We start from the raw sequence: 22,262 nt of genomic DNA on the forward strand, positions 1-22,262 counted from the left end.
GCTGGAACGTGAACCGTGTCCCTTAAGTGGGAGACGGAGCAACGTTCGAGTCCGAACTAACCGATGCACTACACCGTGAAAGCGCGTGTAGGAAGGGTTCGATGCACGCTCCTACACCACCTGTAGGACGTGGCAATGACGACCGTATGTACGTGCAATCCAGGCGTCCACTGGATCCGATGCGTAGCAGTCAATCCGGGTCACAGTGCGATGTATACCAACAGCGTGGCTACTGTGCCAGCTGGTGGATGGCTCGGCTCGAGCGCCGACGACGGACGTGCCAAGCTGCGATAAGCCTAGGGAAGCCGCACGGAGGCGAAGAACCTAGGATCTCCGAATGGGAATCCCTACAACAATTGCCTTGCGCAATGGGGAACGTCGAGAATTGAAACATCTTAGTATCGACAGGAAAAGAAATCGCAAGAGATGTCGTGAGTAACCGCGAGTGAAACCGACACAGTCCAAACCGAAGCCCTCACGGGCAATGTGGTGTTCCGGACTGACACCCAGCACCCGACCGAACAGAAGAAGTCTTCTGGAACGGAGCGCGATACAGGGTGAAAGCCCCGTATTCTGTTCCAGTACGGTGTGCGTCAGCTCCAGAGTAACAGGGATTGGAAATTCCTTGTGAATATCGCGGGCATCGACCGCGAAGACTAAACACGACTCGAGACCGATAGCGAACAAGTAGCGTGAGCGAACACTGAAAAGCACCCCACAAAGGGAGGTGCAATAGAGCCTGAAATCAGTTGGCGATAGAGCGACAGAGCTCAAAAGGCCCTGCAACAAACGACACGAGTGCAAACTCGCAGTAGGACTTGCAGGGAGCCGGTGTTCTGTCGTACGTTTTGAAAAACGAACCAAGGAGTGTGTCTGATTGGCAAGCCTAACCGGTTCATCCGGGCAGGCATAGGGAAACCAACATGGCCGCAGCCCTCACGGGCCAGGGCCGCCGTCTTCAAGGGCGGGGAGTCAACCGGACACGACCCGAAACCAGATGATCTACGCGTGGGCAAGGTGAAGCGTGCCGAAAGGCACGTGGAGGCCTGCTAGGGATGGTGTCCTACAATACCCTCCCGTGACCTACGTGTAGGGGTGAAAGGCCCATCGAATCTGGCAACAGCTGGTTCCAACCGAAACATGTCGAAGCATGACCTCTGCCGAGGTAGTTCGTGGGGTAGAGCAACCGATTAGGGGCGCCGACTTCGAGAGAAGTCGGCCCCCTTGTCAAACTCCAAACCTACGAACGCCGTCGACGCAGGGAATCCGGTGTGCGGGGTAAGCCTGTGCACCAGGAGGGGAACAACCCAGAGCCGGGTTAAGGTCCCAAAGTGTAGACTAAGTGCAATCTGAAGGTGGTCTCAAGCCCTAAACAGCCGGGAGGTGAGCTTAGAAGCAGCTACCCTCTAAGAAAAGCGTAACAGCTTACCGGCCGAGGTTTGAGGCGCCCAAAATGATCGGGGCTCAAGTCTACCACCGAGACCTGGCCATGCGGATCACACCGCAACTGAGTAGGTTGGCACTCTGTTCGGATGGAAGCTCGGGCGAGAGCTCGCGTGGACCGAATAGGGACGAAAATCTTGGTCATAGTAGCAGCGTTAGTCGGGTTAGAACCCCGACGGCCTTACGAGTAAGGGTTCCTCGGCAATGCTGAACAGCCGAGGGTTAGCCGGTCCTAAGTCTCACCGCAATTCGAATGAGACAACAGGGAAACGGGTTAATATTCCCGTGCCATCATGCAGTGAAACCGACGCCTTGGGAACCATCGAGCCGGGCTTTCGCCCGGTCGAATTCAGGAACTTCGTGGAAGCCGTAACGGCACGAAGCGAACGAAGCTGAAGATAGCGCAAGTCGATGTTACCTAGGGCCCGTGAAAAGGAAGCATGATGTCCGTACCGAGATCCGACACAGGTACTCTGGCGGCGAAAGCCAAGGCCTGTCGGGAGCAACCGACGTTAGGGAATTCGGCAAGTTAGTCCCGTAAGTTCGCGATAAGGGATGCCTGCTCCGGATAGGAGCAGGTCGCAGTGACTCGGACGCTCCGACTGTCTAGTAACAACATAGGTGACCGCAAATCCGCAAGGACTCGTACGGTCACTGAATCCTGCCCAGTGCAGGTATCTGAACACCCGGTACAACGGGGCGAAGGACCTGTTAACGGCGGGGGTAACTATGACCCTCTTAAGGTAGCGTAGTACCTTGCCGCTTCAGTAGCGGCTTGCATGAATGGATCAACGAGAGCGTCACTGTCCCAACGTTGGGCCCGGTGAACTGTACGTTCCAGTGCGGAGTCTGGAGACCCCCAAGGGGAAGCGAAGACCCTATAGAGCTTTACTGCAGGCTGTCGCTGGGACACGGTCGCTGATGTGCAGCATAGGTAGGAGACGTTACACAGGTACCCGCGCTAGCGGGCCACCGAGTCAGCATTGAAATACTACCCGTCAGTGACTGTGACCCTCACTCCGGGAGGAAGACACCGGTAGCCGGGCAGTTTGACTGGGGCGGTACACGCTCGAAAAGATATCGAGCGTGCCCCAAGATTTCCTCATCCGCGTCAGAAACGCGGAACAGAGCGCAAGAGCAAAAGGAAGTCTGACAGTGTCCTCCACAACGAGGGACGCTGACGCGAAAGCGTGGTCTAGCGAACCTATCAGCCTGCTTGATGCGGGCGATAGATGACAGAAAAGCTACCTTAGGGATAACAGAGTCGTCACTCGCAAGAGCACATATCGACCGAGTGGCTTGCTACCTCGATGTCGGTTCCCTCCATCCTGCCCGTGCAGAAGCGGGCAAGGGTGAGGTTGTTCGCCTATTAAAGGAGGTCGTGAGCTGGGTTTAGACCGTCGTGAGACAGGTCGGCTGCTATCTATTGGGGGTGTTACGGTATCTGACAGGAACAATCGTATAGTACGAGAGGAACTACGATTGGATGCCACTGGTGTACCGGTCGTTCGAGAGAGCGCGTGCCGGGCAGCCACGCATCACGGGGTAAGAGCTGAACGCATCTAAGCTCGAAACCCACCTGGAAAAGAGATACCATCCGAGACCACTCGTAGAAGACGAGTTCGATAGGCTCGGGATGTACGCGCCGAGGCAACGAGGCGTTCAGTCCGCGAGTACTAACAGGTCGAGCCACACACTCATCACCGCACTGCGCCCGATTGACACACACTCATCGGGTCCAGGCGCAAACTGGATTGCACACACTACATACGGTCACAACGACCATCGAATCACCGACGGTGGACCAGTATCGCGGTTCGATTCCGCGAGTCGGCGTTAAGGCGGCCACAGCGGCGGGGCGACACCCGTACCCATCCCGAACACGGAAGTTAAGCCCGCCTGCGTTTCGGCGAGTACTGGAGTGCGCGAGCCTCTGGGAAATCCGATTCGCCGCCTCCCACTCATACTCCGACCCCGTTCGGCACCGCGCCGAACGGGGTCGCTTCATTTCGAACCTCGGCGAGCGCCGCCGGGGACCGCTATATTTAAGCGCGACCAGCGAATAGCAGAAGACAGCGCCAAGGTGGCAGAGTCCGGCCGAACGCAGCGGCCTGCAGAGCCGCCTACCGCCGGTTCAAATCCGGCCCTTGGCTTGCACCGTTTTACTTCGTCGAGTGTCCTCGCACCCACAACCTCAGTTCGGCCTGCGGACACCGTTCCTCGTGAAAATCTGTACCGAAATCCCCGTTCGCTCAGTCGCTTCGCTCCTTCGCTCACGGCGAAACGGCGCTCCGCGCCGTACGCTACTGTGCGAACTGTCGGCTCGCCATCCACCGGTGAACTACGGTCGCCGTCCTTCCAACACCGGAATCTCGGCGATGCGTTCCTCGGACAGTTCGTCCCAGAACACGCCCGAAGGCGTTTCGTACTCGGTGTCGGTCCGAATGGTCTCCGTCGGCGTCACCAGGAGGTCCATCGGCACGTCGTGGGCCTCGACCGCCACCTCGTCGGTCACGACTTGCGAGTCGTGGACGGTAGTCGCGACGGGCGTCCCTCCGTCGACGAGTCTCAACTCGCGGAGGACGGCGTACTCGAGGTCGCTGTATCCCTCTCCCTTCCCGACTCGCGCGCCGGACGCAGTGACCGCGACGCTCCCCGATACCACGAGGTCGATGGTCGCCACGTCCTCGGGCGCGACCTGCCGCGCGTAGGACTCGACGTGCGAGATGGTGGGCGCGCTGTCGTACTCCGCGGACGGAATCTCCGCGGGGTCGAGTTCGTAGAACGGCTTCTCGTCCCGGAGTCGAGGCACCGCCATGTAGACGGTCTTGCCCTCGCGGAGCGCGCGCCGCCGGACTGGTAGCTGCGGCGCGTCGGGGTTGGCCTTGACGGCGTCGGCGTCCCGCCACGCCTCGGTTTCCGCGAGTCGGTCGGCGGCGTCGTCCGCTCCTGCGAAGTTCGGAATCCGGTCGTGGGGCGGGAAGGGGAACCGGGCGACGCCCGCTTCTTCGAGGTGGTCCCAGATTCGCTCGCGGAGGTCTTGTTTGGACATGGCCAGAGTACGAGCGGCCGAGGACGAAAAGGTGGCTCCTTCCTACTCCACTTCCGAACTCGACGCCCGGTTGAGCATGTACACCGCGAACGCGCCGAGAACGAGGTCGAGTCCGACTAGCACGCCGACGTTCGGAAGAATCGTCTCCCAGATCCATCCGTCGATGACCAGCGTTCGGGCCGCGTCCACGCCGTAGGTCACGGGGTTGAAGTCGCTGATTAGCTGAATCCACTCGGGGAGGAGTTCGACCGGGAGGAACGCCGAGGAGACGAACAGCAGGGGGAACTGGAGGATGTTCGCGCCGATGATGGTCGACTCTTGGTCGCGGGTCACCAGCGCGACGACGTTCGAGAACGCGGTGAACCACCCGGCGAACACGATGCCGATGACGACGATGGCCAGCGCGCCCGCGACGCCGGTTTCGATGTTCGCGCCGAGCAGGACGCCCAACCCGAGGATGATGAGTATCTGGACCGTGATGCGGAGCATCTCGGCGAGCGTCTTCCCGAGGAACACCGCGGCCCGGTTCATCGGACTCACCAACACCTTCTCGAACATCCCCTCTTCGATGTCGTTGACCAGTCCGATGCCGGACGTCGCCGCGGCGACCAGCGACACCTGAATCACGATGGCGGGCAGCAGGAAACTCTCGTACGTGACGGCCGGCCCGCCGCGACTGATTGCACCGCTGGCGACCTGTCCGAAGACCTGCGTGAAGAGGACGAGGAAGACTATCGGTTGGACGAGCGACGCGGTCAGCACGAAGGGGTTGCGCACCGCTTTCAGGTTCCACCGCTTGAAGTTGACCCACACGTCGGTTCGGAACCCGCGTTCGCCGCCGCCGGTCTCGCCCGGCGCGATGGTCGGACCGGCGGTCGCTTCGTCGGTCTCGGTACTCATCGCACCGCCCCGGCGTCCGCCGCGGCCTCGTCGGCCGGTTCCTCCAACTCCTCGCCCGTGATGGCGAGGAACACGTCGTCGAGCGTCGGCGCGCGCACGTTGAATCCGGTCACGGTCAGGCCTTCGTCGCGGAGCGCCACCAGCAGGTCGGTGCCGTTCGTCCGGGCGTTGCGCGCCGTGACGGTCAGTCCCGCGTCGGTGACTTCGACGCTAGCCTCCTCGAAGACGCCCGACTCGCTGGCCACCTCGGCCGCGCGCTCGCGGGCCGTCTCACCGCCGTCGATTTCGATGTCGAGCAGTTCGCCGCCGACCCGCCGTTTGAGTTCGGCGGGCGACCCGGTGGCGACGATTTCCCCGTCGAGGATGACCGCGATGCGCTCACAGAGCTGGTCGGCCTCTTCGAGATACTGGGTCGTGAGGAAGATGGTCGTCCCCCGCTCGTTGATGCGCCGGAAGTACTCCCAGAGCCGATTCCGCGCTTTCGGGTCCAGTCCGGTGGTCGGTTCGTCCAGAAAGACCAGCGGTGGCTGGTGAACCAGTGCTGTCGCCGCGTCGAGGCGCTTTTTCATCCCGCCCGAGAAGTCGTCGGCGCGCTTGTCGGCCACGTCGGCGAGGTCGGCGAGTTCGAGCAGTTCCTCGATGCGCTCGCCTCGTTCGCTCCGGGGGACGCCGTAGGCCTCGCACGCGAACCGGACGTTCTCGCGGGCGGTGAGTTCCGGGTCGATACTGGTCTCTTGGGCCATATAGCCGATGGACTCCCGTACCGACTGGGCCTGCTCGCGCACGTCGAACCCGTTGACCCGAATCTCACCGCCGGTCGGCTTCAGTAGCGTCGCCAGCATCTTGATAGTCGTCGTCTTGCCCGCGCCGTTCGGCCCGAGGAACCCGAAGAACTCGCCCTCGGGAACCGTGAGGTCCACGTCAGTCACGGCCTCGGTCCCGTCGCTGTACGTCAGCGAGACGTCGCTCGCGGCTATCGCGTTCCTCGAATCGGTTGTGTCCGTGTCCATGATTTCCCTCGGCGCGGCGTGTCGCCGCACCACTCGTCGTCTGCTACGAACGCGAGGAGGATATACGTGGGAGTCGGAAACCGCAACTGCCCTCGACAGTCGAAGGCAACGTCCGGGCCAAGGCACGAACAGTCGACTCAGCCGAGGCCGAACTTGACCGCGCTAAGACCCAAACTTTCACGATAGTTATCGCAAGACCGCGCTATCGAAACCAAGAAAAGCAATCATTAAACGGCGCGCGTCGAAACGCTTCGAACATGCAACGACGAGCCGCGACGGTGTACGCCGTCCTCTTCCTCGTAATCGCCGCTGGGTCCTACTCGCTCATCGGCGTTGCCAAGGAGCCGGGCATCGAACTGCAAGGGGAGACGTACGCCGAGAACGACACGCTGACCGTCGACGGATACCAGTACACGGTGGCATCGGTCGGCGACGGCGAGGGAACGCTGGAACGGGTCAACGAGTCGGCGCGCTACACCGCGACGTGGGCGAACAACACGACCACGCAAGTGGACAACACCACCTACCGGGTTCTCATCCCCAACCAGACGGACCCCGGTCAGTTCACCCTCCGCGAGCAGTTCAACCTGAGCGAGAACACCTCCACGGTCACGCAGGGCGGCACGGAGTACGTCGTCGTCAACGAGAGCGGCGGTAACCGGTCGCTGGTGCCCGTCGACCAGTACAAGCGCCAGCAGTTCGGCCAACCCGACACCCGCCAGTACTCGGAGGGCCAGACCTTCCAACTCGGGGGCAACCGGACTACCGTCTCCAACATCACCGCGGACCAGGCGACCCTGACGTGGACCGCTCCGAGAACCGAGTCGACCTCGCTCGAAGAGGGCGGTAACGTCACGCTCGGCCCCGCAGACGGCGGCCAGCAGTTCGTCGCTCACTTCACGAACGAGACGGTCGACGGCGAGCAGACGACGGTCGTCCAACTCTCGCCGAACCCCGGCGAGTACCAGTCTCAGGTCAGCGAAATCGACCACTTCAACGAGCGCATGGCGGGTCTCTGGGGAGTCACCATCCTCAGTTCGCTGACGGTCGTCCTGCTGTTCGGACTGGCCTTCCTGCCGAACAAGTAGCTCTCGGTCCACCTTTTCGTCGTGCGTACACTCCGTAAAATAGCGCCGAGCGTCGGATGTCGCGGAACCGCTGCGATTACTCCCGCGCCAGCCACGCCAGTCCCGCGCCGATTGCGATAGCGGCCACCGCGCCGAACGCCTGTCCGACCATCAGGAGCGCACCGCCGGACTTGTGGGCCCACGGCGTGCCGACGATGGTCGCGAGACCGACGAGGACGAGCAGGACGCCGAAACCGATTCCGAGCGGTTCGAGTTTGTCCGCGTTCGCTGTAGCCATGTTTCGTCTGTCCGGGCGCGCCGGGTTAACAGTTGCTGAAACAATCGGACGCGGACCACGACGCGGTCGGGGGAACAGAAACGTCGAACAGTTTTGTCGGCGAGGACAGAGATTCACTCGCGCTTGCGCGGACTGTCGAGTTCGATGTCGGCCTGCTCCAGCAGGTCCTCTACCTCCTCGCGCTTCTCTTGGTGCTCCGCGAGGAACTCCCGCATCAGTCGGGCGGCCTGCTCCTTGCAGTCGCCACAGAGGCGCTCGCCGCCGACGCACTCGTCGTACACCTCCTTGGCGAACTCGTCGTCGTCGCCCGCGAGCAGGTAGGCGTAGAGTTCGTACACCGGACATTCGTCGGCCCGGCCGCCGAGTTCGCGCTGCTTTTCGGCGGTTTCACGGCCGCCCGTGGTCGCAGCCTTCACCTTGTCGTAGCCGTCCTCGGGGTCGTCCAGCAGACTGATGTGACTCGCCGGAACCGACGAGGACATCTTCCCGCCGGTCAGTCCGGTCATGAACCGGTGGTAGAGCGAGGAGGGTGCGACGAACCCGTAGCCGCCGTGGTCGAGTTCGACCTCGCGGGCCAACTCCTCGGCGTCCGCCCGCGAGAGGTCGAAGGCGTCGACGTGTTCGTCGAAGACGCGTTTCTCGCCCTCCACGGCGTCGATGAGCGCGCCGAAGGCCTCCTCGGTCGCGTTCCGGTCGAGGAAGCGGACGCGCGGTCGGAGCGGTTCCTTGCCCGCCTCCCGGAGTTTCGCGGTCACGCTGTCGCGAGCGTCGTCGGGGGCCACCTCGTCGACTATCCAGTCGGCCGCGTCCTCACAGCGGACGACTTCGTCCTCGTCGGTCTCCTCCGAGAGCGCGGCGTAGGCCGCCGCCAGCAGTTCGCGCTCCTCGGGGTCGGCCTCGAAACTCGCGTACGCCTTCGTCACCCCGAAGTAGCCCATCCGGGCCGCGAGGTCACGCGCGAGGCGGACGTGGGGGTCTTGGTCGGGACCCACCGGGATGACCGTCGGCTTGGGTTCGTCGAGTTGGGGATAGAGGATGTCGGCCATCTGGGTCACGACGCTCTGCATGTGCGAGACGCTGGTCTCGCCCGAGAAGCCGTAGATGTTCTCCAGTTCCGAGAAGTTGGCCTCCGAACCCAACTCGAAGGCCAAGTCCTGCACGTCCCGGTCGCCCGACTGGCGGTACAGTTCGCCCTCTTCGGGGTCGAACCCGAGCGCCAGCAGGCTCAGGAGGTAGTCCCGAGCGTGCTCGTCTATCTCGTCCCACGTCATCCCGCGGGCGCTGTGGGCTTCGAGGTCCGCGATGAGCGCGTAGGCGTCGCCGCCCTGCTGTTGGTGCCAGATGATCTCGTCGAACACGAGTTTGTGTCCGATGTGGGGGTCGCCGGTCGGCATGAACCCCGAGAGCGCGGCGAACGGTTCGTCGTTCACCATCGCGTCGGCGACCCGGCGGTAGTCGCGGTGGCCGAAGATGACCCCGCGGCGCATCAGGTAGTGGGGGTCGGGCACCTCGGGAAGCACCTCGTCGAACTCCTCGATGCCGAATTCCTCGAACAGTTTCCGGTAGTCGGCGACCGTCGCCGACCCCCACGGGTCGAGCGTCGTCTCGTCCTCGCCGCTCGCGGCGGTCCCGCCGTCGGGCAGCGCCTGCCGGGCCTCCGAACCGGTCGAGTCGGACGCGTCGTCGGGCAGTGTTTCCGGCGCTGTGCTGTCTCGCTCGTCTCCGCGACCGCTGTCTGTGTCTCGTGTCATGGTGTCAGTTCCGTCATGGTGTCAGTCGACCCACGGAGATCCAATCGGTTATCCGTTCGTTCGGGCCTACGAGCGCAAAAATCATCCGCTTTCGGACCCCGTGAGCGAGTCGCACGTCGAGCGCGAGGTCCCGCGGCGAGAAGACCCGGTCGGCCGGAAGCACTCGAACGAGACACTCCGAGTGGCCCAACTCCTCGACCGACTCCACGTCTGCGTAGGTCCGGAAGTCGGATCCGAACTTGAACCCGGTCTTGGGGACGACCCCGCGCTCGCGGAGCGCCCGGTAGACTCGGAGTCGGCGGTCGAACCGCTCGCCCTCGACCGCCCGGCCCCGCTCGCGGACTGTTTCGGCGCCGCCGCCGAGCGAGAGGACGCCGTCGTCGGCGAGGTACGCCGCCTCGACCAGCGACAACTGGAGGGCGCTGTCGCGGTCCCCGTCGCGGTCGTCCAGCGGTTGGCCGTAGAATCCGCGGTGGTGAAGCACCTCGGGCGGGTCCCAGACCAGCACGCGGTCGTCCAGCAGGTCGGCGGGCACGCCCGCGGGGAGGTCGGTCGCCGAACTCCCCCGGAGGTCGGCCCGGTCGGTTTCGAGGTAGGTGATTTCGCTCTCCTCGTCCACGACCGCCAGTACCACGTCGCCCAACTCGTCGGCGGGCACGTCCGCACGCTCGCCGACGACTCGGACGCGGTAGAGGACCGCGTCGTCCCACGGTCCCTTGCCGCGGGGGTAGACCACGAAGTCGGCGTTCGACCGCGGGGCGTCTACCCACCCCTCGCGGGCGGGCGAGAGGTAGAATCCCCGGTCGCGCAGGTCGGCGTAGACCAGAAACCGCGTCGCTATCTCGTCGCCCGCGTCGGCGAGAAACTCCCGGAAGCCCATGCGCGTCTCGTCGGCCTCCGGCCGACTCCCCGGGGTGTCTCGCACGACGCTGTCCATGTCGCCTTTGAACAGCAGATAGGCCGCTTCGACGCGCGAGAGCGCGACCCGGTTCTCCTCCAAGGGGCGGCCGTACCCGCTGGAGTCGTAGTAGCGCTGGCGGGCGTCACCCCCGACTACCACCTCGTCGTCTCGCAGGCGTCCGTCCATGCTCGTGGTTCCGGTTCGCGGCGTCAAACGGTTTCCGGTGTCTCGGTGCAGTCGGGGTCGAGACAGCGCGAGTCGTCCGCGCGCGCCGAGTCGTCCGAGTCGTCGCCCCGAACCCGCGGCAGTCCGCACTCGCAGGACCCGACCACCTTCCGTTCGGGGAGCGCGAACGTCGCCTCGCACTCTGGGTAGTTCCCGCACCCGAGGAAGAGGGTGCGCTCGCGCAGAACTCGCAAATCGCCGCCGCACTCGGGACACGACCACTCCCGGTCGAACCGCTCGCGGACCGCCTCGTCGAGTTGCTCGCACTCGCGGTCCACGCAGAGTTCGAAACGCGCGCCGCGCTCGACCGTCATTCGAGGCAGGCCACACTCGCAGGTCGAGTCGAGCGTCGTGGCGTCTCTGGGCAGGCCGTACTCGGCCGAGCAGTCGAGGCAGGTGACTGCCCCGCGAGCGCGGACGAGGGTACCGTCGCAGTCGGGACAGGTGCCGGTCTCGGGCCCCGCGGGGGTCGCGCCGTGGCGCTCGCGGTCGGCGCCCCCGTGGCTCTCGACCCGGAGGCGCGAGTCGTCTTTGACCGCGACGAGGGCGAACCCGCCCTCGCCGTCGGTCTCGCGGTGGACCGCGTCCGCCCGGGTCAGCCACGCGACTGGCTGGTACCCCTCGGCGTCGTGGACGAGGACGGTGCCGTCGGGCTTGTGAACCACGACGACCCGGCCGCGCTGGCGGCGCGGGTCGCTCGATACGGCTTCGTCGCTCGGTTTCGAGGCCCGCGGCATCTCGCTGCGCTGGGTCTCGGCGCGGTACGTCGTCGTACAGTCTCCGGCGTAGACGCGAACGGGTTCGGTCACGGGGAGGGTTCGTCCCCTTCCCGGACTTAAACCCTCGCGCGACCGCCGCCGAACGTGTTCGCTGTGAAAGATGGGGCGACTACTGTTCCCGCACGCCGGAGCTACTATTTCCGCTCGGCCCGTCGGTTCGCCCGTGCAATCGAAGGCTGTGCTGTTCGACATGGACGGCGTCATCGTTAACTCCGAGCGCTACTGGGTCGAGCGAGAGGAGGAGGAGATACTCCCCGCGGCGGTCGACGGGTCGCCCGACACCAGCGAGACGACCGGGATGAACTTCCGGGAGATATACGACTACCTCGAGGAACGCAACGAGATGACCGAGAGCAAAGACGAGTTCGTCGCCCGCTACGAGGACGCGGCCCGCGACATCTACGGCGAGAAAGTCGAGTTGCAGGAGGGTTTCGCCGACCTGCTCGCGGCCCTCCGGGAGGACGGCCGGACCGTCGCGCTGGTCTCGTCGTCGCCCCACGACTGGATAGACCGGATGCTCGACCGGTTCGATCTCCGCGAGGAGTTCGACCAGATAATCAGCGCCGAGGAAATCGACGGCAAGAGCAAGCCCGAACCCGACGTGTACGAGTACGCCGCCGAGCAGGTCGGGGTCGAACCGGCCGAGTGCATCGCTGTCGAGGACTCCACGAACGGGGTGAAATCGGCGAAGGCGGCCGGGATGAAAGCCGTGGGATACCGCAACCAGTCCGACGAGGAGTTGGACCTCTCGGAGGCCGACGCGGTCGCTGAGTCGCCCGCGGAACTCCGCGAGATACTGCTGGCCGACGCGTAGCGGTTCGGCCTCTACCTTCATTTCGGACGCGGTCCAATCTCCGGGGAATGCTCCCGATAGCCGACGCGTTCGAACACGAGTACCGCGGGTGCGACCTGCTGTACGGTCGCGGGTGCGTGGACCGACTGGGCGACTATCTCGCCGACTGCGGCCTCGACCGCGCGCTGGTCGTCTGCGGGTCGAACGTCGCGGCCAACGACGACCTGATGGACCCCGTGAGAGGCGGCCTCGGCGACCGTCTCGCGGGCGTCTTCGACGGCACGACGCCCGAGAAGCAGGCCGAGGCGGCGTTCGAGACCATCGACGCGATGCGCGAGGCCGACGCGGACGTTCTCGTCGGCGTCGGCGGCGGCAGTAGCCTCGACGTGGCCCGACAGGCCAGCGTCTTCGCGTCTGACGGGCGGTCGCTTGCGGACCTCCGCGAGGAGGCCCGAGACGGGGCGGTCGGTCCGCCCGACGCGGACACCGACCGACCGCCGGTGGTCGTCGTTCCCACGACGCTCGCCGGCGCGGACGTGTCCGCGGGCGGGTCGCTCGAAGTCCTCTCGGCGGCAGAGTCGCCGACAGACCAGCCGATTATCGTCTCCGGGTCCGCGATGCCGATTGCGGACTTCGCCGACCCCGACCTGTTCGAAACCACGCCGGCGGGCGCGCTGGCCGGGTCGGCGATGAACGGCGTCGACAAGGGCATCGAGACGCCCTACGCCCGCGACGCCAACCCCGTCAGCGACGCGACCGCGGTTCACGGCCTCCGCCTGCTGAGCGACGCGCTCCCGGAAGTTGCGGGCGACGATGGCGCCACCGACGCCGCGGCGATGGACCGGGCGGTGGTCGGTTCGCTGCTCGTCCAACTCGACCGCAAGGTCTCGGTCGTCCACGCGTTCGGCCACGGATTCGCCCGCCGGTACGACGTTCAGCAGGGCGCGGTCCACGCGGCCGTCGTACCTCACATCCTCCGGTACCTCTTCTCGGCGGTGGACGCGGGCCGCGACCTGCTGGCCGAGGGGTTCAGTATCGACTCGTCCGGTCGCTCTGACGACGAAGTGGCCGAGGCGGTCGTCGATGCGGTCGTGGCGCTGCGGGATTCGCTCGGCGCGCCGTCGCGCCTCCGGGACCTCCCGGAGACGCGCGAGGAGGATTTACCGGCTATCGCGGAGTTCATCGCCGACGACCACCCGATGGAGCGCGCGCCGTCGGGGCTGGACGCGAGCGTGGCGGAGATTGAGGGCGTGCTTCGGGAGGCGTGGTGACCCCCGGCCTGTTCGTTCCGATAGAGAAACGCCTTTGCCACCCGGCCCCTGTGAGTCGTACGATGGAAGTCGCCGAGGCCGTCCCCGACCCGGAGTTCGCCGAGGTGTTCCCGTTCGAGGAGTTCAACGACATGCAGCGGGAGGTCGTCGACGCGCTCCTCGAAACCGACGAGAACGTGGTGGCGAGCGCACCGACCGCCAGCGGCAAGACCGCGCTGGCGGAACTCGCCATCTGTCGGACCTTGGAGGCCGGAGGCACCGCTCTCTTCATCGCGCCGATGCGCGCGCTGACCAACGAGAAGGAGAGCGAGTGGGAGCGGTTCGAAGAACTGGGCTACTCAGTGTACGTCGTCACGGGCGAGCGCGACCTCAACCCCCGGCGGGCCGAGCGCGCCGACATCCTCGTGATGACTCCCGAGAAGACCGACTCGGCGACTCGGAAGCACGACTCGCGGCGCTACGCGTTCATCCGCGAGGTCGACTGCTGCGTCATCGACGAGGTCCACCTGCTCGACTCCGAGAAGCGCGGCAGCGTCCTCGAAGTCACGGTGTCGCGACTCCGGCGCCTCACCGACCCGCGCGTCGTCGCGCTCTCGGCGACGATGCCCAACGTCGGCGACGTGGCCGATTGGCTCGACGCCCCGCCCGAGACCACCTTCGAGTTCGGCGACGACTACCGGCCGGTCGACCTCAATTCCGGGGTCAAGACCTACACTCACGGCGACAACTCCTTCGCGGACAAGTACCGGCGACTCTACCGCGCTCTCGACCTCGCGGAACCCCACATCCGCGACGACGGACAGGCGCTCGTGTTCGTCTCCTCGCGCCAAGACACCGTGCAGGCCGCCAAGAAGGCCCGCGACGAGATCGGCGAGCGCGACATTCCGATGGGCGCGCGCGGCGACTACGACTTCCACAACGAGGCCAAGGAGCTTCAGAACGACACGCTCCGGAAGTCGGTGCTGGACGGCGTGGCGTTCCACCACGCGGGGCTCTCGAAGGGGGACAAGGACCGCGTCGAGGAGTGGTTCAAGCAGGGCAAGGTTCAGCTCCTGTTCTCGACTTCGACGCTGGCGTGGGGCGTCAACCTGCCCGCCAGATGCGTCGTGTTGCGGGACACGAAGCTCCACGACCCCCTCGAAGGCGAAGTGGATATGAGTCCGCTCGACATCCTCCAGATGCTCGGCCGCGCGGGGCGACCCGAGTACGACGACGTGGGGTACGGCTGGGTCGTCTGCGACCACTCGGAGGCCGACAAGTACCGGAGGCTCCTCCGGGAAGGCAAGGAAATCGAGTCCCGACTGGCCGAGGACTTGGACGCCCACCTCAACGCCGAAATCGCCATGGGGACCATCCGGGACCTCGGCGACGTCATCGACTGGCTCGAAACCACCTTCTACTACGTCCGCGCCAAATCGAACCCCGACGCCTACGGACTCGACGACCTGCAGGCCGACCTCCGGAGTCGAGTCCGGGACGCGCTCGAACGACTCGACGGCCGGGGCTTCGTGGACATCGGCGACGACTTGGGCGTCTCGGCCACGCCGCTGGGCCGCCTCGCCTCGAAGTTCTACCTCCGACTCGACACCGCGGGCGAGTTCCGCGACCTCTCCGAACGCGACGACGTCGGGACCGACGACATCCTCCAGACCGTCGCGGACGCCGCGGAGTTCGACAGCGTGAGCGCCCGCCAGTCCGAGCGCGAGGCCGTGGACTCGGTCCTCGTGGGCCAGAGTGCGGGCGACTTGGAACCCGGCGCGCGCAAGGTGCTGGCGATTCTGCGCTCCACGATGACGGGGACGACGCCCGGCGAACTCCGGAGCGACGCGTGGGTCATCACCCAGAACGCGCTCCGCCTGCTCGCGGCGCTCCGGGCGTTCCTCGAACGCTTCGACCGACCCCGCGCCGCCAACCTCGCGCGCCGGGTCGAGGCCCGCATCGAACACGGCGTGAGCTCCGACGCGGTCGGCCTGACCGCCCTCGACGGCGTCGGGTCGGGCCGCGCGAGCAAACTGGCGAAGGAGGGAATCGCCGCCCCGGCGGACGTGCGCGAGGCGGGCGAAGACGGACTCGTGGACGCGGGCCTCTCGGCGGGCGTCGCCGAGGCGGTCCTCGAAAGCGCCGGGAACCTCCCGCAGGTCGCGGTCGAGTGGGGGTCGTTCCCCGACTCGGTCCCCCGCGGCGAGAACGACATGCGCGAGGTGACGGTCCGAAACGCCGGCGACGGGACCCAAGTCGGGATTCGCGTGACGGTCAACGGCGTCGAGATGACCGAGACGACGACCTACCTCGGGAGCGAGGAGACCATCCCGGTCGGCGTCTTCGGCGGGACCGACGACGAGATGGAGTACGTCGTGGAGGTCTCGTTCCCGGAACTCCCCCTGCTCCCAGTCACCGATTCGCGGACCGTCCGCGTGGAGTAGGCCGGTTGGGAGGCTGATTTTCGCGAGGTCCGGTCGTCGGCCGTCGACGGTCGCTCAGTCGGCGGCCGCGGTCGCTTTCTCGGCGGCGCGTTCGAGCATCCCGTTGTTCGTCGTGTAGTAGTAGTACAGTCCCGCGCCGACCGCGCCCGCGACGTTCGAGATAGTGACCGCCCAGAACACCGCGTGGACGTCGAAGTCGAACCAGAAGGCGCCGACCGCGGCGATGGGAAGTCGGACCGCCCAGTACTTCAGGAGCCCGACGACCATGCTGACCTTGGTCCGGCGCGCGCCGTTGAACCCGGCGTTGAAGGCGTAGGTCGCGCCGATGGCCCAGTACCCGAGGACGAGGATTTTGAGGTAATCGACGGACAGTCCCAAGGCCCGCTGGCTTATGTCCGCGACGAAGAAGTTGACCAGCAGTTCGGGTGCGACCCACTGGACGACGCCCGCGAGCGTGAGCCCGACCGCCGCGATACCCGCGCTAACCCACGTCGCCCGGCGCGCGCGGCCGGGGTTGTCCGCGCCGAGGTTCTGACCGACGACGCTCTGGGCCGCGCCCGAGAGGCCCTGCGCCGGGATGAACGCCACGCTGGCGATTCGCGCCCCGACCGTGTAGGCCGCGAGACCCGCCGCGCCGCCGACCGCCGAGACGAGGGCGATGATGAGGACGCGGACGAGTTGGCTCACCGCGCGCTGTGCGCCGGTCGGCAGGCCCACTTCGAGGACTTCGCGGTACTCCTCTACGTCGAAGCCGACAGCGTTCTCGGTGAAGGTGAGTCCGTCTCGTCCGCGCAGAATCATCCCGAGCGCGAGCAGGAGGCCGGCGGCGTAGCCGATTACGGTCGCCAACGCCGCGCCCCGGACGCCCATCTCGGCGAACGGTCCCCACCCGAGGATGAGGAAGGGGTCGAGAGCGACGTTGACGCCGATTGCGGTGAGGTTGATGTAGAGAGCGGCCCGCGAGTCGCCCCATCCGATGAACGAGAATTCGAGCGCGTCGCTCGTCATCGAGAACGGGAACCCGAACATGTACGTCACGAGGTACGTGGTCGCGAGCGCGGCCACGGCGTCGTCGTCCACGAGCAGTTCGACGAGAGTCTCCGCGCCGACGGAGACGAGGATAGCGCAGGCGATTGCGCCGAAGAGCGCGAGCGTCGCGCCGTGGAACGCCGTCCGGCGGCCGCCCGCGGCGTCGTCGCCGCCGACGCGCTGGGAGACGACGACCTGGGTCCCGGTGTTCACGACGACGGTCGCGCTGTAGATGAACGCGATGACCGGAAAGTTCACGCCGACGGCCGCGACGGCGTTCTCTCCGAGGCGGCCGACCCAGAACGTGTCGATTACCTGTTGGGCTACTTGCACGAGATTCTGTGCGACCAACGGAGCCGCTAAGAGGAGCAGAGAGCGGACGAGAGCGCCATCCGTGATTTCTTCCCGCGATACGTTCACCATCGTTTTGCCTTAGTTGACAGTAATAAAATATCGCTCCTACTGATAAGTTTTCCGATGTGTGGGAGATTCCGATTCGGCCTGCCATATCAACTCTTGATTTGCTTCGCTGAACTCCATCCCGTGAGAATATATAGCCACTTCTCTACGTTACCAACGAAACATGCTCGGAGCGGAACGCCGCGCGGTCGCCACCCGCGCGCCCGACCTCGCAGCTCTCACGCCCGGCCGGACCGGCAACCTGAGCGTCCGGCGAGACGACCGGTTCGCCGTCACGCCGACCGGCGTCGCCTACGACCGCATCGCCGCCGCCGACGTGCCGGTGGTTTCGCTCGACGGCGAGCAGGTCGCGGGCGACACCGCACCGTCGAGCGAGACGCCGATGCACAGCGCGGTCTACCGGGAGTTCGACGCGGGCGCTATCGTCCACACCCACTCGCCGTGGGCCTCGACGCTGGCGATTCTCCACGAACCGATTCCCCCGGTTCACTACATGCTCGCGCTCGCCGGAACCACGGTCCCGGTCGCGGACTACGCCACCTACGGCACGGCCGAACTCGCCGAGAACGCGGTCGCGGCGATGGAGGACGCCGACGCCGAGGCCTGCCTGCTGGCCAACCACGGCCTGCTCGCGACCGGTGACGACGCCGACTCGGCGCTCGAAACGGCGGTCAACGTCGAGTACACAGCTAGAATCTACTGTCAGGCGAAGGCGTTCGGCGACCCGGTGGAACTGGGCCACGAGGAGATGGCCGCCGTCGCCGAGAAGTTCGAAGGCTACGGACAGGACGTGGAGTAGACCGCCGGTTTTCTTCCCCGACGTTCCGTTTCTCGACCCCCGTCAACGACCCGGAAACTCGGAAAACGGAGTCGACAGTCACCGCGAAGAATCAGGATTCCGTGTTCGTGTTGTCCGTGTCGGTGTCGGTGTAGTCGGCCGTCGTCTCGGTCCGGGTCGTCGCGTCCCGGCGTCGGCGCTCGCGGGTAGCCCGCCGACTCGCCCGGCCCATCTTGTAGGCGGTGTAGAGCAGGTAGACGCCCGCGACGCCGACGAGAACGTAGATAAGGTACTCGACCGTCTCTGCCGGTCCCGGTTGGAAGATGGGCTCCAGCGCCATGTTGACGACGTTCAGCGGTTCGCCGGTCAGTCCGGTGACGCCGAGGATGCCCCACGTCACTGCGCCGATGGCGACGAGCAGGATGGCGAGCCAGTCGAAAGCATTTGTCTTCATAAACCAGCGTAGGCGTTTGAGACGTTTTGTTATTGTGGCCTTAGAAGTGCGGAAGGCCGTCGTACTCGGGTTTCGGTTCGGCGTCGGTACGTCAGAGGTCCGCGAGGGCGAGAATCAGTCCCGTACCCTCCGCCGTCGTATCGGAGATCCAACTATCGAGGGAGTCGGTACTCGTCGACGCGGTGAGCTGTTAGACTTCCGGGAGACTTTCGCTACATCTACTGACACAGACGCCGTCGTAGAAATTCATCTCTCGACGCCAAAAGCGACTAAACGCCCACCTCAAACGGGAATACCCTACCCTTTTCACTACCCGAATCCAACACCCGAGCAATGAGTCGCCGCCGGAAACCCGATTGGCTCAAGATGCAACCGCCGTCCGGCCGTGAGTTCACGGGCATCAAGCAGACGCTCCGAGACCACGACCTCCACACCGTCTGCGAGGAGGCCAACTGCCCGAACCTCGGCGAGTGCTGGAGTGGCAATAACTCCGAGTCCGGGGGAACCGCGACGTTCATGCTGATGGGCGACCAGTGCACCCGGAACTGCGGGTTCTGCGACGTGGACACCGGCGGCGGTCAACCGCTCGACCCCGACGAACCCGCGAACGTGGCGAGCGCCGTCGCCGAAATCGGACTCGACTACGTCGTCCTCACGTCGGTGGACCGCGACGACTTAGAGGGGCAGGGCGCGGCCCACTTCGCGCAGACGATTCGGGAGATAAAGGAGCGCGACCCCTCGATTCTCGTGGAAGTCCTCATCCCCGACTTCCGGGGTGAGGAGGACCTGATTCGGAAGATTATCGACGCCGAACCGGACGTCATCGCCCACAACGTCGAGACGGTAGAGCGCCTCCAGCAACCCGTCCGCGACCCCCGCGCCGGGTACGAACAGAGCCTCGCGGTCCTCGAACAGGTCGAGCGCGAGTCCGACATCTACACCAAGACCTCCATCATGCTCGGCGTCGGCGAGTACGACCACGAGGTCTACCAGACTCTCTCGGACCTCCGAGAGGCCGACGTGGACGTCGTGACCCTCGGCCAGTACCTCCAACCCTCGCGCACTCACCTCGACGTGGAGACCTACGTCCACCCGGCGAAGTTCGACACGTGGCGCCGGGTCGCCGAGGAGGAACTCGACTTCCTCTACTGCGCCAGCGGTCCGATGGTCCGGTCGTCGTACAAAGCGGGCGAACTGTTCGTGGACGCGGTCGTCCGCGACGGCAAGACCGTCGAACAGGCCCGTCGGGAAGCGAGAGAGAGCGTCGCCGCCTCTGACTGACCGGACCGTCACCCCGAACGGACGCACCGGTGCAGTTCCGTTTATTTTGCCGCAATAATTGCCGTTCGTTCACCGGAGCCCCCTGTGAGCCACTCTACGTCAGACGAACGTCTATTTTTCTGAACGAAATTTTAGAAATTGCCGAATTCTCCGGCCGAAAATGACTGTTCGCGCGAGGAACTCCCGTGAGAATCGTACCTCCGGAAAGTTAGTTACGAAAACCCTATTACGCCAGCGGGTGACCCTTTCGATATGTCAGGATGGGTTCGACCGTGAGCATCGTACACCAAGACCCGCAGGACCGCGTTCAGGTCCTCGACGAGGACGGTAACGTGGTAGAAGGCGCGGACGTGCCCGACATCTCCGACGAGGAGATGGTGGATATGTACCGCGAGATGAAGCTGACCCGCCACTTCGACGAGCGAGCGGTCTCGCTCAACCGGCAGGGGCGGATGGGAACCTATCCGCCGCTCTCGGGCCAGGAGGGTGCCCAAATCGGGAGCGCCCACGCGCTGGCCGACGACGACTGGCTGTTCCCGAGCTATCGGGAGCACGGTTCGGCGCTGGTCCGCGGCCTGTCGCTGGAGCAGACCCTGCTGTACTGGATGGGCCACGAGCAGGGCAACGCCATCCCCGACGACACCAACATCTTCACCGTCGCGGTGCCCATCGCGACCCAGATTCCCCACGCGACCGGCGCGTCGTGGGCCTCGAAGCTGAAGGGCGAGGAGAAGGCCTTCGTCTGTTACTTCGGCGACGGCGCGACCAGCGAGGGCGACTTCCACGAGGGTCTCAACTTCGCGGGCGTCTTCGACACGCCCACCGTCTTCTTCTGTAACAACAACCAGTGGGCCATCTCGGTCCCGCGCGAGCGCCAGACCGCCTCCGCGACCATCGCCCAGAAGGCACAGGCCTACGGCTTCGAGGGCGTGCAGGTCGACGGGATGGACCCGCTCGCGGTCTACAAGGTGACGAAGGACGCCGTCGAGAAGGCCAAGAACCCCGACGAGGACGACCTCCGGCCCACGCTCATCGAGGCGGTCCAGTACCGCTACGGCGCCCACACGACGGCCGACGACCCCTCGGTCTACCGCGAGGACGAGGAGGTCGAGGAGTGGAAACGGAAGGACCCGATTCCGCGACTGGAGGCGTTCCTCCGGGACCGCGGCGTTCTCGACGACGAGAAGGTCGAAGCCATCGAACAGGAGGTCAAAGACGAGGTCGCGGACGCCATCGACGCCGCCGAGTCCGTCGAGCGCCCCGACCCCGAGGAGATATTCGCGCACGTCTACGCCGACATGCCCAAGCACCTCCGCGAACAGTACGCCGGGTTCGAGGAGATTCGGGAACAGTACGGCGACGACGCACTTCTGGAGGACTAACAAATGAGTCAACAAGCACAACAGCAAGAGACCGAGAACCTCACGCTGGTGCAGGCGGTTCGAGACGGACTGTACACCGAGATGCAGCAGGACGACGACGTGCTCGTCATGGGCGAAGACGTCGGCAAGAACGGCGGCGTGTTCCGCGCGACCGAGGGCCTCTACGACGAGTTCGGCGGGGACCGCGTCATCGACACGCCGCTGGCCGAGTCCGGCATCATCGGCACCGCCATCGGCATGGCGGCCTACGGACTGAAGCCCGTCCCCGAAATCCAGTTCATGGGGTTCATCTACCCCGGTTTCGACCAGATAGTGAGCCACGCCGCGCGACTGCGAACCCGTAGCCGCGGCCGGTTCACCTGTCCGATGGTCATCCGCGCGCCCTACGGCGGCGGCATCCGCGCGCCGGAACACCACTCCGAGTCCACGGAGGCGTTCTTCGCCCACCAGCCCGGACTCAAGGTCGTCATCCCCAGCACGCCCTACGACACCAAGGGCCTGCTCACGTCGGCCATCCGCGACCCCGACCCGGTGATGTTCCTCGAACCGAAGCTCATCTACCGGGCGTTCCGCGGCGACGTGCCGACCGAGTCCTACGAGGTGCCCATCGGCGAGGCCGCCGTCCGCGAGGAAGGGTCGGACATCTCGGTGTTCACGTGGGGCGCGATGACCCGACCGACCGTCGAGGCCGCCCAGCAGTTGGAGGGCGAAATCGACGTGGAGGTCGTGGACCTCCGAACCGTCTCGCCGCTCGACGAGGAGACCATCGTGGAGTCGTTCAAGAAGACGGGCCGGGCGGCGGTCGTCCACGAAGCGCCGAAGACCGGCGGTCTCGGCGCGGAAATCTCCTCCATCATCCAAGAGGAGGCACTACTGTATCAGGAGGCACCGGTCGAGCGCATCACCGGGTTCGACACGCCGTTCCCGCTGTACGCGCTCGAAGACTACTACCTCCCCGAACCCGCCCGCATCAAGGAAGGCATCCGGGACGCCGTGAACTTCTGA

At 65.3% G+C, this 22,262-nt stretch carries 17 protein-coding genes, 1 tRNA gene and 2 rRNA genes; 11 read left to right on the forward strand and 9 right to left on the reverse strand.

The genetic code is table 11. The annotated features are described in order from the left end of the window. The first annotated feature begins 220 nt into the window (after positions 1 to 220). From M0R89_RS06670 to M0R89_RS06680, 3 genes are all read left to right on the forward strand, one after another. Positions 221 to 3,141, forward strand: a 23S ribosomal RNA gene (locus M0R89_RS06670). Between the two features lie 139 nt (positions 3,142 to 3,280). Beyond that, positions 3,281 to 3,402, forward strand: a 5S ribosomal RNA gene (gene rrf / locus M0R89_RS06675). A gap of 118 nt (positions 3,403 to 3,520) precedes the next feature. Then, positions 3,521 to 3,596, forward strand: a tRNA-Cys gene (locus M0R89_RS06680). Positions 3,597 to 3,784: 188 nt separating this feature from the next. Here the strand turns inward: M0R89_RS06680 and M0R89_RS06685 are convergent. Genes M0R89_RS06685 through M0R89_RS06695 form a run of 3 tightly spaced genes read right to left on the reverse strand, consistent with a single transcriptional unit; the run spans position 3,785 to position 6,405 of the window. After that, on the reverse strand, positions 3,785 to 4,495 hold the full coding sequence (locus M0R89_RS06685) for a 5-formyltetrahydrofolate cyclo-ligase (RefSeq protein ID WP_248651777.1): 711 nt from the start codon (positions 4,493 to 4,495) through the stop codon (positions 3,785 to 3,787). Positions 4,496 to 4,537: 42 nt separating this feature from the next. Continuing rightward, a complete protein-coding gene (locus tag M0R89_RS06690) occupies positions 4,538 to 5,395 on the reverse strand; it encodes an ABC transporter permease (protein ID WP_248651778.1) in 858 nt (285 codons plus the stop codon). After that, positions 5,392 to 6,405, reverse strand: a complete 1,014-nt coding sequence (locus tag M0R89_RS06695; protein WP_248651779.1) for an ABC transporter ATP-binding protein — start codon at positions 6,403 to 6,405, stop codon at positions 5,392 to 5,394. Before M0R89_RS06695 ends, M0R89_RS06690 begins: the two co-directional genes overlap by 4 nt. A gap of 257 nt (positions 6,406 to 6,662) precedes the next feature. On the opposite strand from M0R89_RS06695, the gene M0R89_RS06700 reads away from it, so the two are divergent. Next, complete coding sequence (locus M0R89_RS06700; RefSeq protein WP_248651780.1) at positions 6,663 to 7,493, forward strand: DUF8231 family protein; 831 nt, start codon at positions 6,663 to 6,665, stop codon at positions 7,491 to 7,493. A 76-nt stretch (positions 7,494 to 7,569) separates the two neighbouring features. Here the strand turns inward: M0R89_RS06700 and M0R89_RS06705 are convergent, their stop codons facing one another. The 4 genes from M0R89_RS06705 to M0R89_RS06720 form a co-directional block, all read right to left on the reverse strand. Continuing rightward, positions 7,570 to 7,770: a DUF8123 family protein gene (locus M0R89_RS06705; protein WP_248651781.1), complete on the reverse strand. Its 201-nt coding sequence runs from the start codon at positions 7,768 to 7,770 to the stop codon at positions 7,570 to 7,572. Positions 7,771 to 7,883: 113 nt separating this feature from the next. Next, positions 7,884 to 9,521, reverse strand: coding sequence for a tryptophan--tRNA ligase (locus M0R89_RS06710; protein WP_248651782.1), 1,638 nt, complete (start codon positions 9,519 to 9,521; stop codon positions 7,884 to 7,886). Positions 9,522 to 9,534: 13 nt separating this feature from the next. Next, complete coding sequence (gene endA, locus M0R89_RS06715; RefSeq protein ID WP_248651783.1) at positions 9,535 to 10,608, reverse strand: tRNA-intron lyase; 1,074 nt, start codon at positions 10,606 to 10,608, stop codon at positions 9,535 to 9,537. Between the two features lie 23 nt (positions 10,609 to 10,631). After that, positions 10,632 to 11,456, reverse strand: a complete 825-nt coding sequence (locus M0R89_RS06720) for a topoisomerase DNA-binding C4 zinc finger domain-containing protein (protein ID WP_248651784.1) — start codon at positions 11,454 to 11,456, stop codon at positions 10,632 to 10,634. Between the two features lie 133 nt (positions 11,457 to 11,589). Here M0R89_RS06720 and M0R89_RS06725 point away from each other — a divergent pair, with 133 nt between their 5' ends. The 3 genes from M0R89_RS06725 to M0R89_RS06735 all read left to right on the forward strand — a co-directional run bounded on the left by M0R89_RS06725 (position 11,590) and on the right by M0R89_RS06735 (position 15,913). Next, positions 11,590 to 12,240, forward strand: coding sequence for an HAD family hydrolase (locus tag M0R89_RS06725; RefSeq protein ID WP_248651785.1), 651 nt, complete (start codon positions 11,590 to 11,592; stop codon positions 12,238 to 12,240). Positions 12,241 to 12,287: 47 nt separating this feature from the next. Then, positions 12,288 to 13,490, forward strand: coding sequence for an iron-containing alcohol dehydrogenase family protein (locus M0R89_RS06730; RefSeq protein WP_248651786.1), 1,203 nt, complete (start codon positions 12,288 to 12,290; stop codon positions 13,488 to 13,490). A 62-nt stretch (positions 13,491 to 13,552) separates the two neighbouring features. Continuing rightward, a complete protein-coding gene (locus tag M0R89_RS06735) occupies positions 13,553 to 15,913 on the forward strand; it encodes a DEAD/DEAH box helicase (protein WP_248651787.1) in 2,361 nt (786 codons plus the stop codon). Positions 15,914 to 15,967: 54 nt separating this feature from the next. Here M0R89_RS06735 and M0R89_RS06740 read toward each other — a convergent pair whose 3' ends face one another. Next, complete coding sequence (locus M0R89_RS06740; RefSeq protein WP_248651788.1) at positions 15,968 to 17,365, reverse strand: MATE family efflux transporter; 1,398 nt, start codon at positions 17,363 to 17,365, stop codon at positions 15,968 to 15,970. A 160-nt stretch (positions 17,366 to 17,525) separates the two neighbouring features. Here M0R89_RS06740 and M0R89_RS06745 point away from each other — a divergent pair, with 160 nt between their 5' ends. Beyond that, on the forward strand, positions 17,526 to 18,161 hold the full coding sequence (locus tag M0R89_RS06745) for a ribulose-1-phosphate aldolase (RefSeq protein WP_248651789.1): 636 nt from the start codon (positions 17,526 to 17,528) through the stop codon (positions 18,159 to 18,161). A 91-nt stretch (positions 18,162 to 18,252) separates the two neighbouring features. Here the strand turns inward: M0R89_RS06745 and M0R89_RS06750 are convergent, their stop codons facing one another. Continuing rightward, a complete protein-coding gene (locus M0R89_RS06750; protein ID WP_248651790.1) occupies positions 18,253 to 18,594 on the reverse strand; it encodes a DUF378 domain-containing protein in 342 nt (113 codons plus the stop codon). A 333-nt stretch (positions 18,595 to 18,927) separates the two neighbouring features. Here M0R89_RS06750 and lipA point away from each other — a divergent pair, with 333 nt between their 5' ends. The 3 genes from lipA to M0R89_RS06765 all read left to right on the forward strand — a co-directional run bounded on the left by lipA (position 18,928) and on the right by M0R89_RS06765 (position 22,262). After that, positions 18,928 to 19,875, forward strand: coding sequence for a lipoyl synthase (gene lipA, locus M0R89_RS06755; protein ID WP_248651791.1), 948 nt, complete (start codon positions 18,928 to 18,930; stop codon positions 19,873 to 19,875). Positions 19,876 to 20,135: 260 nt separating this feature from the next. Then, positions 20,136 to 21,257 (forward strand): pyruvate dehydrogenase (acetyl-transferring) E1 component subunit alpha, encoded by a 1,122-nt coding sequence (pdhA, locus tag M0R89_RS06760; RefSeq protein ID WP_438267676.1) that lies wholly within the window; start codon positions 20,136 to 20,138, stop codon positions 21,255 to 21,257. Between the two features lie 3 nt (positions 21,258 to 21,260). After that, positions 21,261 to 22,262: an alpha-ketoacid dehydrogenase subunit beta gene (locus M0R89_RS06765; RefSeq protein ID WP_256478522.1), complete on the forward strand. Its 1,002-nt coding sequence runs from the start codon at positions 21,261 to 21,263 to the stop codon at positions 22,260 to 22,262.

This window comes from Halorussus limi (assembly GCF_023238205.1).
Lineage (GTDB): Archaea > Halobacteriota > Halobacteria > Halobacteriales > Haladaptataceae > Halorussus > Halorussus limi.

Excerpts from the sequence above, each read along its gene's own strand:
- endA (WP_248651783.1), bottom strand. The coding sequence starts at position 10,608 with ATGGACGGACGCCTGCGAGACGACGAGGTGGTAGTCGGGGGTGACGCC.
- lipA (WP_248651791.1), top strand. The coding sequence starts at position 18,928 with ATGAGTCGCCGCCGGAAACCCGATTGGCTCAAGATGCAACCGCCGTCC.
- M0R89_RS06730 (WP_248651786.1), top strand. The coding sequence starts at position 12,288 with ATGCTCCCGATAGCCGACGCGTTCGAACACGAGTACCGCGGGTGCGAC.
- M0R89_RS06740 (WP_248651788.1), bottom strand. The coding sequence starts at position 17,365 with ATGGTGAACGTATCGCGGGAAGAAATCACGGATGGCGCTCTCGTCCGC.
- M0R89_RS06690 (WP_248651778.1), bottom strand. The coding sequence starts at position 5,395 with ATGAGTACCGAGACCGACGAAGCGACCGCCGGTCCGACCATCGCGCCG.
- M0R89_RS06710 (WP_248651782.1), bottom strand. The coding sequence starts at position 9,521 with ATGACACGAGACACAGACAGCGGTCGCGGAGACGAGCGAGACAGCACA.
- M0R89_RS06685 (WP_248651777.1), bottom strand. The coding sequence starts at position 4,495 with ATGTCCAAACAAGACCTCCGCGAGCGAATCTGGGACCACCTCGAAGAA.
- pdhA (WP_438267676.1), top strand. The coding sequence starts at position 20,136 with ATGGGTTCGACCGTGAGCATCGTACACCAAGACCCGCAGGACCGCGTT.
- M0R89_RS06700 (WP_248651780.1), top strand. The coding sequence starts at position 6,663 with ATGCAACGACGAGCCGCGACGGTGTACGCCGTCCTCTTCCTCGTAATC.
- M0R89_RS06705 (WP_248651781.1), bottom strand. The coding sequence starts at position 7,770 with ATGGCTACAGCGAACGCGGACAAACTCGAACCGCTCGGAATCGGTTTC.
- M0R89_RS06735 (WP_248651787.1), top strand. The coding sequence starts at position 13,553 with ATGGAAGTCGCCGAGGCCGTCCCCGACCCGGAGTTCGCCGAGGTGTTC.
- M0R89_RS06695 (WP_248651779.1), bottom strand. The coding sequence starts at position 6,405 with ATGGACACGGACACAACCGATTCGAGGAACGCGATAGCCGCGAGCGAC.
- M0R89_RS06745 (WP_248651789.1), top strand. The coding sequence starts at position 17,526 with ATGCTCGGAGCGGAACGCCGCGCGGTCGCCACCCGCGCGCCCGACCTC.
- M0R89_RS06750 (WP_248651790.1), bottom strand. The coding sequence starts at position 18,594 with ATGAAGACAAATGCTTTCGACTGGCTCGCCATCCTGCTCGTCGCCATC.
- M0R89_RS06765 (WP_256478522.1), top strand. The coding sequence starts at position 21,261 with ATGAGTCAACAAGCACAACAGCAAGAGACCGAGAACCTCACGCTGGTG.